The 6656-nt window shown below is 61.1% G+C and carries 5 protein-coding genes and 1 pseudogene; 3 read left to right on the top strand and 3 right to left on the bottom strand.

The window, feature by feature from the left end; genetic code table 11:
• The first annotated feature begins 209 nt into the window (after positions 1–209).
• Together ACF8EF_RS14275 and ACF8EF_RS14270 are read left to right on the top strand one after the other, a co-directional pair.
• Positions 210–453, top strand: a pseudogene (locus ACF8EF_RS14275) (DUF3077 domain-containing protein).
• 186 nt (positions 454–639) lie between these two features.
• Entirely contained in the window at positions 640–2940 is a 2301-nt protein-coding gene (locus tag ACF8EF_RS14270) for a YgiQ family radical SAM protein (protein WP_176683155.1), read from the top strand.
• 120 nt (positions 2941–3060) lie between these two features.
• On the opposite strand, the gene ACF8EF_RS14265 is transcribed toward ACF8EF_RS14270, so the two are convergent.
• Complete coding sequence (locus tag ACF8EF_RS14265) at positions 3061–3648, bottom strand: TIGR00730 family Rossman fold protein (protein WP_176683156.1); 588 nt, start codon at positions 3646–3648, stop codon at positions 3061–3063.
• 349 nt (positions 3649–3997) lie between these two features.
• Here ACF8EF_RS14265 and azu point away from each other — a divergent pair, with 349 nt between their 5' ends.
• The gene (gene azu / locus ACF8EF_RS14260) at positions 3998–4447 is read left to right on the top strand and encodes an azurin (protein ID WP_129933869.1); all 450 of its coding nucleotides are present in this window, start codon (positions 3998–4000) and stop codon (positions 4445–4447) included.
• A gap of 110 nt (positions 4448–4557) precedes the next feature.
• Here azu and nadE read toward each other — a convergent pair whose 3' ends face one another.
• Positions 4558–5385 (bottom strand): ammonia-dependent NAD(+) synthetase, encoded by an 828-nt coding sequence (nadE, locus tag ACF8EF_RS14255; RefSeq protein ID WP_176683157.1) that lies wholly within the window; start codon positions 5383–5385, stop codon positions 4558–4560.
• Positions 5386–5388: 3 nt separating this feature from the next.
• On the bottom strand, positions 5389–6594 hold the full coding sequence (gene pncB / locus ACF8EF_RS14250) for a nicotinate phosphoribosyltransferase (RefSeq protein ID WP_176683158.1): 1206 nt from the start codon (positions 6592–6594) through the stop codon (positions 5389–5391).
• Positions 6595–6656: the final 62 nt, after the last annotated feature.

Here is a 6656-nt window from a genome sequence, read left to right as displayed (position 1 = left end):
AATTGCGATCGCTCAGCAGGGGGCGCGATCGCCATCGGTCTAAGCAGGCTCAGGTTTTCCTGTGAGTAATCGCCTTGCCCCGATCCACCCCACGATCCCCCTTTTCTTGAAGACAACCCGATGCAGGGGCAGGGGCCTGCTGTAAGGCTTCGTTGATGTGTTGCCTGGGCTGGCCCTTTCGCGGGTGAACCCGCTCCTACAGGTTCACCATAGGCTTCAAGAGTTGCACCGTACCTGAGGGAGCGGGTTTACCCCACCCGTTGTTCCGCATCGAGCCCGGGATCCAGTTTAGAGACGCCCGCGAGCAGTCTTCGGAGTTGATGGGCTATGTGCGCGAACTGACCATCACCGGGTTGATGGGTGAGAAGCCGATGATGATCTGGGCTGCCCATTACCATGAGTGCGATGGCCAAGGCGCTGATGGATGATGCTGAGCTGTGGATGAGGCAGTGAGGGGTTGGCTTCAGGTTGCATGAACTCCTGGCAACCCCACTACACCCCTCAAGCCAACCACCTGCCACGTCCATCCCCCAACCGTCGCCCTGCCCACCAATCCCCACGAATCCAGTCGGATTTGGTCAAAATTTGTGCTATATTCCGCGCCCGCGATTTCCCTGCACACCAGAACCGGTCACTGACATGCAAGCAGCCAAACCACTCTACGACTATCCCAAGTACTGGGCCGAATGCTTCGGGCCAGCACCTTTCCTGCCAATGAGCAGGGAGGAGATGGATCTGCTCGGCTGGGATTCCTGCGACATCATCATCGTGACCGGTGATGCCTACGTCGACCATCCGTCGTTCGGCATGGCCATCATTGGCCGTTTGCTGGAGGCCCAAGGCTTCCGCGTGGGTATCATTGCCCAGCCGAACTGGCAGTCGAAAGACGACTTCATGAAGCTCGGCGAACCGAACCTGTTCTTCGGTGTGGCCGCCGGCAATATGGACTCGATGATCAACCGCTACACCGCGGACAAGAAGATCCGTTCCGACGATGCCTACACCCCTGGTGGCCTGGCCGGCAGCCGTCCGGACCGTGCCAGCCTGGTGTACAGCCAGCGCTGCAAGGAGGCCTACAAGCATGTGCCGATCGTGCTCGGCGGCATCGAGGCTTCGCTGCGCCGCATCGCCCACTACGACTACTGGCAGGACAAGGTTCGTCACTCGATCCTGATCGACGCCAGCGCCGACATCCTGCTGTTCGGCAACGCCGAGCGTGCGGTGGTCGAGGTGGCCCAGCGCCTGTCCAACGGTGAGAAGATCGAGACCATCACCGACGTGCGCGGCACCGCCTTCGTGCGCCGCGATACTCCGCAAGGCTGGTACGAGATCGACTCCACCCGTATCGACCGCCCGGGGCGCGTCGACAAGATCATCAACCCGTACGTGAACACCCAGGACACCCAGGCCTGTGCCATCGAGCAGGCCAAGGGCGACCAGGAGGATCCGAACGAAGCCAAGGTGGTGCAGATTCTCGACAGCCCGGCCGTGACCCGGGAAAAGTCGGTGATCCGCCTGCCATCCTTCGAAAAGGTGCGTAACGACCCCGTGCTCTATGCCCATGCCAACCGCGTGCTGCACCTGGAGACCAACCCGGGCAACGCTCGCGCGCTGGTGCAGAAGCACGGTGAAGTGGATGTGTGGTTCAACCCGCCACCCATCCCCATGAGCACCGAGGAAATGGACTACGTGTTCGGCATGCCTTACGCCCGTGTGCCGCACCCGGCCTATGGCAAGGAGCGCATCCCGGCCTACGAGATGATCCGTTTCTCGGTGAACATCATGCGTGGCTGCTTCGGTGGCTGTACCTTCTGCTCGATCACCGAGCACGAAGGCCGCATCATCCAGAACCGCTCGCACGAGTCGATCCTGCACGAAATCGAAGAGATGCGTGACAAGGTGCCGGGCTTCACCGGCGTGGTCTCGGACCTTGGCGGGCCGACTGCCAACATGTACCGCATCGCCTGCAAAAGCCCCGATATCGAGAAGCACTGCCGCAAGCCGTCGTGCGTGTTCCCGGGTATCTGCGAAAATCTCAATACCGACCACAGCTCGCTTATCGAGCTGTACCGCAAGGCCCGTGCCTTGCCGGGTGTGAAAAAGATCCTGATTGCTTCCGGCCTGCGCTACGACCTGGCGGTGGAATCGCCGGAGTACGTCAAGGAACTGGTCACCCACCACGTTGGCGGCTACCTGAAGATTGCCCCGGAGCACACCGAGCGTGGCCCGCTGGACAAGATGATGAAGCCGGGTATCGGCACCTACGACCGCTTCAAGCGCATGTTCGAGAAGTTCTCGAAAGAAGCGGGCAAGGAGCAGTACCTGATCCCGTACTTCATTGCCGCGCACCCTGGTACCACCGACGAAGACATGATGAACCTGGCCCTGTGGCTTAAGGGCAACGGCTTCCGTGCCGACCAGGTACAGGCGTTCTACCCGTCGCCCATGGCCTCGGCCACGGCCATGTACCACTCAGGCAAGAACCCGCTGCGCAAGGTGACCTACAAGAGCGAAGGGGTGGAGATCGTCAAGAGCGACGAGCAACGCCGTCTGCACAAGGCGTTCTTGCGCTATCACGACCCGAAGGGCTGGCCGATGCTGCGTGAAGCGCTGCAGCGGATGGGCCGCGCCGACCTGATCGGGCCGGGCAAGCACCAGCTGATTCCGGCGCACCAGCCGCAGACCGACAGCTACCAGAGCGCACGCCGCAAGAACTCGACCCCGGCGGGGAGCCACAAGGTGGGCAAGGACCAGAAGATCCTGACCCAGCACACCGGCCTGCCGCCGCGTGGCAGCGATGGCAGCAAGCCGTGGGACAAGCGCGAGAAGGCCAAGGCCGAGGCGTTTGCGCGTAACCAGCAGGCGGCCAAGGAGCGCAAAGAGGCGAGCAAGGGCGGCAAGGGCAACAAGAAGCCGCGTCAGCCTGTCATTCCCCGCTGATTTTGAAGGCTACATAGAGCCCTGTGGGAGCGGGTCACCCGCGAATGCGTCGGTAGATCCACTATCGATTCGCGGGTGAACCCGCTCCCACAGGGTCAGTGTTCGGCCCATCCATCTGGATCAGTCAGGCTGCTTGTCGACCCACTTAGGCGCGACCGGCGCCACAAAGCTGTCCATCCCGTCCAGCAGCTCGTCTGGCTGCTGCCCCAGCAGCAACATCGCCCGGTGTTGCGGGCGCACGAAACCTTCTTCGACGATATGGTCGAGGAACCCGCCCAGCTTGTCGTAGAAACCGTTCACATCCAGTAGCCCGAGCGGCTTGGCGTGATAGCCCAGCTGCCCCCAGGTCCACACTTCGAACAGTTCCTCCAGCGTACCCAGCCCACCCGGCAAGGCAATGAAGGCATCGCTCAGCTCGGCCATGCGGGCCTTGCGCGCATGCATGCCATCCACCACTTCCAGGCGGGTCAGGCCCTTGTGGCCGACCTCAGCGTCCAGCAGGCTCTGCGGAATGATCCCGATCACTTCGCCACCGGCCGCCATGGCCGCATCTGCCACCACACCCATCAAGCCGACCGCGCCACCGCCATACACCAGGGTCAAACCACGGCGGGCAATGGCCTGGCCCAGCGCGACGGCTGCTTCACGGTAGGCAGGGTTGGCGCCCATGCTGGCGCCGCAGAACACACAAACGGAACGTACGGGCATTGCTCATCTCCTGTCACTCAGGCGCACAGGGTACGGCGCATGCCTGTCAGTTCCAAGGGCGGGTTCATTCCGGCCGGGAGAATTCGCAGATTGCACCTGTGGCCCCGTGGGCGTAGGCAGCGAGCAGGCTATTGAGGAAGTTGGAGATGGGCATTTGGTATTGCTCCTAAATGAGAGGTTGTCTCATCGTCCAATAAAAGGGCATGATGTGCCGTTAGAATTGTTGTATACAATCCATTGAACAAATTTACTGGCTGGCCTCTTGACGCCCCCTTGACCCATATCACCAAGGGGCTGAACGGTTTCAGGCAGTCTCGCAATTGATAAAACCCTGCCAAGGAGATTCATGATGTTTGCGAAAGCTGTAGCGGTATCTCTGCTGACCCTCGCCAGCGCTTCTGTCTTCGCCGCCGAGTGCTCGGTCACTGTCGACTCGACTGACCAGATGTCCTACACCAGCAAGGAATTCACTGTCGACAAGAGCTGCAAGGAATTCACCGTCAAACTGACCCACTCCGGCAACCTGCCGAAGAACGTCATGGGCCACAACCTGGTGATCAGCAAGACTGCCGACATGCAGGCCATTGCCACCGAAGGCATGAGCCAGGGTCTGGATAAGGACTACCTGAAGGCTGACAACGCCGCGATCATCGCTCACACCAAGATGATCGGCGCGCCTGAGAAAGAAACCGAAGTGAAGTTCGACACATCCAAGCTGGAAGCCGGTGGTGACTACAGCTTCTTCTGCACCTTCCCGGGCCACATCTCGATGATGAAAGGCAAGGTCGTGGTCAAGTAATCAAAGGCTGACGGCGAACCCTGTAGGAGCGGGTTCACCCGCGAATGCGTCGGTGGGTTCTCCATCGTATTCGCGGAAAACCCGTTCCTACAGGTTTTTCTATAGCCTTATCAAGGTGCGAACGGCAGTTCGCGCTTGTGCTGGGTCTTGCGGTAGGTGGCGACGATGATGTCGAACGCTGTCTGGTCAACCGGCTGCCCATGCAGGAAGGCGTCGATCTGCTGGTAGGTCACGCCATGTGACGCTTCGTCCGGCTTGCCCGGCTCCAGGTCTTCCAGGTCGGCCGTTGGCACCTTCTCCACCAGTGATTCCGGCGCACCGAAGCTACGCGCAATCGCCCGCACCTGATTCTTCACCAGCCCACTCAGCGGCGCCAGGTCGCAGGCACCATCACCAAACTTGGTGAAGAAGCCCATTACTGCCTCGGCCGCGTGGTCGGTACCGATCACCAGACCTGCGCGGGCGCCAGCGATGGTGTACTGGGCGACCATCCGGGTACGCGCCTTGACGTTGCCAACCACGAAGTCCACCAGCGTCGGCGAGCCGTTTTTCAACTCCACCACTTCGGCCGCCAATGCACGCACTGCCGGGGCGATATCCACAGTGTGAACTTCATCCGCCTTGATCACTTCCAGGCATGCCTGGGCGTCATGCTCATCATGCTGTACCTGGTACGGCAGGCGCACGGCAATGAAGGTGTAGGCCTTGTCGCCGGTCTCGGCACGCAGCTCGTTGATGGCACGCTGGGCGAGCAGGGCGGCAGTCAGTGAGTCGACGCCACCGCTGATGCCCAGCACCAAGGTCTTGAGCCGGGCGTTGGCCAGGCAGTCCTTGATGAACGCCACGCGCCGGGCGACTTCGGCCTCGAGCGCTGCCGCGTCGGCGAACGGCGGCTGTACCTTCAGCGCCTGGGCAATCTCTTGCTGAACCGCTTGCATGGGTTACTCCTTGCTGGGGACTTTGAATACGTGACGCATGTAGGCGACGAAGTTCTCGTCGCGGCACTGGGTCTTGGCGGCTTCATCAGAAATCTTGGCCACCGGCGCGCCGTTGCAGTCGGTCATTTTAAGCACGATGCTCATGGGTGCCACGCCCGGGATGTCGCAGGTCAGGTTGGTGCCGATGCCAAAGCTGACGTTGATGCGGCCGCGCAGGGCACGGAAAATTTCCAGTGAGCGGGTCAGGTTGAGGCCGTCTGAGAACACCAGGGTCTTGGTCATCGGGTCGATACCCAGTTTCTGGTAATGGGCAATGGCCTTTTCCGCCCAGGCTACCGGCTCGCCCGAATCATGGCGCAGGCCGTCGAACAGCTTGGCGAAGTACAGGTCGAAATCGCCGAGGAAGGCATCCATGGTGATGCAGTCGGTCAGGGCGATGCCGAGCAGACCACGGTACTCGCGTACCCAGCAATCCAGCGCGGCAATTTGGCTGTCGATCAGCCGTGGGCCGAGCTGCTGGTGGGCCATGATCCACTCGTGGGCCATGGTGCCCAGCGGTTTGATATCCAGTTTCCATGCCAGGTCGACGTTGCTGGTACCGACAAAGCGGCCGGGGAAGTCGTCGCGCAGCACCCGTACCACTTCCGCCTGCACGCGGCTGGAAAAGCGCCGGCGGGTGCCGAAGTCGGCCACCTGCAGTTCGGCCAGCTCGTCATCGCTGGCATGCGCGCGCAGCCAGTCGAACTTGCGGTACAACTGGTCCCGCGCCTCGGCCAGGCGCATGTGCGGGTGCAGATTGCGGTTGCGTACTTCGCTGATGATGGCCAGCAGCGGCACTTCGAACAGGATCACATGCAGCCATGGACCTTTCAGGCGCAGGAACAGTTGGTCGTTTTCAATGCCGACGTGCACGTAACGCAGGTTGAAGCGGAACAGGCGCAGAAAGCGTAAAAAGTCGGGTTTGAGGAAGCTGATGCGTTCGAGGAAGGTCAGCTGGCCATCGTCCAGGGTGAGGTCGCCAAGCCGTTCGAGCTGATTGCGAATTTCGCCGAGGTAGGGGCGCAGGTCCTCACCGTTGCGACAGCGGAATTCCCATTCGACGTCGGCGTCCGGGTAGTTGTGCAGCACACCTTGCATCATGGTGAGTTTGTAGAAGTCGGTGTCGAGCAGGTTGTGCACGATGCGCTCGGCGAATGCGCTTTCGCTCATCAAGGGGGCTCCGGAAGCGGCGATTGGCAGACATTGTGCCAGCCTTTTACCCCTTGTGTGGC

It is taken from the genome of Pseudomonas sp. zjy_15 (assembly GCF_043101865.1).
GTDB lineage: Bacteria > Pseudomonadota > Gammaproteobacteria > Pseudomonadales > Pseudomonadaceae > Aquipseudomonas > Aquipseudomonas putida_Y.
The sequence above is the reverse complement of the archived record's forward strand: the minus strand, read 5'-3'. Positions and strand labels throughout refer to the sequence as shown.

What these genes read in the sequence shown, in the direction of transcription:
- ACF8EF_RS14270 (WP_176683155.1), top strand. Translation starts at nt 640, where the DNA reads ATGCAAGCAGCCAAACCACTCTACGACTATCCCAAGTACTGGGCCGAA.
- ACF8EF_RS14265 (WP_176683156.1), bottom strand. Translation starts at nt 3,648, where the DNA reads ATGCCCGTACGTTCCGTTTGTGTGTTCTGCGGCGCCAGCATGGGCGCC.
- azu (WP_129933869.1), top strand. Translation starts at nt 3,998, where the DNA reads ATGTTTGCGAAAGCTGTAGCGGTATCTCTGCTGACCCTCGCCAGCGCT.
- nadE (WP_176683157.1), bottom strand. Translation starts at nt 5,385, where the DNA reads ATGCAAGCGGTTCAGCAAGAGATTGCCCAGGCGCTGAAGGTACAGCCG.
- pncB (WP_176683158.1), bottom strand. Translation starts at nt 6,594, where the DNA reads ATGAGCGAAAGCGCATTCGCCGAGCGCATCGTGCACAACCTGCTCGAC.